We start from the raw sequence: 2465 nt of genomic DNA, 5'->3' as shown, positions 1-2465 counted from the left end.
TCTCAAAGCAAAGGAGTTGCAAATGAAGCACGAGGGAAAACTTGGACAAGTTGGGTGCAAAAGCTTTTCCCTGCCGGTGGCTATAAGCCGAGTTTACCTTGGGGTTCATTGGCCGACCGATGTGCTTGCCAACTGGATGGCCGAGGTGAGCTGGGCAGCGCTGGATGAAGCGGCATGGGCAGGTAGAGACGGAAAATAGCAAGTCGGACACCGACGACTGCAGTCTTTGCGGCGCTTGGCGATTACGTTCTTGGGTATCCCTACGCCGAGGATCGCCTCACGGTTTTAGTCGTCTGGGTATAAGAGCCTGAAGCTATGGCAGGCCATAGCTTCATGTCCCAGCTAGAAGCTCTCCCGGTCACGGATACTGGCCGTCGGCGTCGTTGGTTGGATGCTTAGGTGTTCCAGAAGCTATCAGCGGTTTGAAACGGTCAAACTGAACCCAAAGGGTCATTCCGCCGGTTGCCACCAAGATGGCAGCGAGCGGCAGTCCGGCGGGATTCAACACCACATGAAACGCCACAACCACCGCCATCACAGGCGCAAGCAATGCCAACCCTAGTGCAGGCGCTCGATTGCTCAGCAACAACGAAGCGCCGATCAGTTCGATAATTTTCATCAAGGGCCAGAAAAATCCAACCTCTTTGAGAGCGGCTTCAAAAGCCAGACCATCTACTGATGTTGGTGGGTGGATGAGATGCGATCCCGTGAATATGTACCAAAACCCATCAATTGCGCCGATCAGGAAGATGCCTCCAAGCACCAGTCTTGGGCCAGTATCAACAAATAGAGTCTTTGCGTTTGGTAGCGAGAGTGCCATCGTGAATTCCTTTCAGCTGTATATTGATCTTTGACCGATACGGGGCCATTATGCTGGGAATTCCGTGTCATAAAAGCAAATAGTATTCATTTAGCATGAATGAAATTCAGATTAGAAACCTGGACCTGAACCTGCTTTTGGTTTTCCGTGTGTTGATGGATGAGGGCAGTGTCAATCGGGCCGCTGAACAACTCGGCCGGACGCCTTCGGCAATCAGCCATGCTTTAGGTCGGTTGCGCGACCAGCTTGGTGATCCGCTTTTGGTTCGTGTTGGTGGAATTATGCAGCCCAGCCCAAGGGCTCTCGCACTTTACCAAGAGATACAGCCGATCCTCGCCCGGATTGAACGCGCCGTGCAGCCGCCAGCAGAATTTAATCCCTCGAAAAGCACACGTATTTTCAAAATAGCCGGCCCCGGCTTGGACATTGTGGCCACAGAAGTTGTCCGAAGGATGCACAGAGAAGCACCAAACTCCGGCCTTGCATGGCAGCCCCTGTCAAAGGAGACCATGGGTCAGATCGTCAGTGGCGAAATAGACATTGCCTTTGGGAACGCAAACTTCCCTCTCCCGGCAGGATTGAAGGCTAAGGCTCTACCCTCATTAAAACGCTATGTCTTCGCTCGTCATGGACACCCAGCTTCAAATGACTGGACAACGGAAAGTTGGATGAGTTGGCCTCATGTCGTTGTGCGCACTCCAGGTGCAACACATGGAACCGTAGAAGAGCGGCTCGACAGCTTAGGACTGAAACGCCGGATTGGGTTACACGCTGCCAGTTGGTCAGGCATTGGTGCGGTCTTAAACAATACCGACATGCTGGGTAATTTTGTCGCGCTGTGTCTACTAGGAGGCGCGCAGGGTGGAGATATTCAGGTATTTGAGCCTCCCGAACCCTTGCCTGACGTGTCTTTTCGGGTGATGTGGAAATCAGAACTTGATGGTGACCCCGCCACCCGGTGGCTACGCAATATTGTTTTGGCGACGTTCGATGCGCTAATCGATGAGGCTGACCGACGCCTCGCAGCATCTGACATCATCAAGCCGCGCCAAAGCACCTGTTAGGGTTCTGTTGCAAAATTTACGGGCGACGAGTAGTGGGGTTGGTGATGTCAGGTAAATCGGGACGAGCGCTGAGCCTGCAGGCTCGGAGTGATTATGCGGCGATCCTCGTGACCGTGCTGTCGACCGGTGGTGCGAGTGCTGTGATCGCGGAGGCTATCAATTTCTTGGCCGTGTCCAGCAATACCAGTTGTCTCGATCTACTGCCGCAGTAGTGGCCGTCTGGTCTCACTGATATCCGGATTGGGTCGAAATCAGCCCTCCAACCAGGTGCCTCTAGAGCAATAATCTGCGCTTACCTTCACCCACTCTACACGCAGATTTTCAAAATCTTCCTAGCGTCAACGCTTCCAGATAATGATTGCTGCCATCGCTGGAAATTAGCCTTTTATACCACCTTCATTTATAGGCAGTGAACACAATAAGCTTGGCGGCAACGCCACTGCCAAGGATTAAGCCAAAATCGCGAATGCCACACGGCAACTTCGTTTCGGCAACATTTCAGGCAGCGCCACCAGGTAAGCCCCCGCGACTGGCGCAAGACCTTCGGCGACAATGTCTGACTATCCTGCCAAACTTCTCGT

General features: G+C 53.1%; 3 protein-coding genes. 2 read left to right on the top strand and 1 reads right to left on the bottom strand.

The window, feature by feature from the left end; translation table 11 throughout:
- Positions 1-199 (top strand): phosphatase PAP2 family protein (locus K7H09_RS24225; RefSeq protein ID WP_330165631.1); only part of this gene is annotated, 199 nt, incomplete at its 5' end.
- A 159-nt stretch (positions 200-358) separates the two neighbouring features.
- Here the strand turns inward: K7H09_RS24225 and K7H09_RS24220 are convergent.
- A complete protein-coding gene (locus K7H09_RS24220; RefSeq protein ID WP_230806357.1) occupies positions 359-820 on the bottom strand; it encodes a hypothetical protein in 462 nt (153 codons plus the stop codon).
- Between the two features lie 95 nt (positions 821-915).
- Here K7H09_RS24220 and K7H09_RS24215 point away from each other — a divergent pair, with 95 nt between their 5' ends.
- Positions 916-1884, top strand: a complete 969-nt coding sequence (locus K7H09_RS24215) for a LysR family transcriptional regulator (RefSeq protein WP_230806356.1) — start codon at positions 916-918, stop codon at positions 1882-1884.
- The last annotated feature ends 581 nt before the right edge of the window (positions 1885-2465 follow it).

It is taken from the genome of Halomonas sp. IOP_14 (assembly GCF_021021315.1).
In the GTDB taxonomy this organism is placed as follows: domain Bacteria; phylum Pseudomonadota; class Gammaproteobacteria; order Pseudomonadales; family Halomonadaceae; genus Vreelandella; species Vreelandella titanicae.
Note: the sequence above shows the minus strand (reverse complement) of the source record. Positions and strands in the feature narration are given on the sequence as shown.

Coding starts and splice junctions, on each gene's coding strand:
- K7H09_RS24215 (WP_230806356.1), top strand. CDS start 916: ATGAATGAAATTCAGATTAGAAACCTGGACCTGAACCTGCTTTTGGTT.
- K7H09_RS24220 (WP_230806357.1), bottom strand. CDS start 820: ATGGCACTCTCGCTACCAAACGCAAAGACTCTATTTGTTGATACTGGC.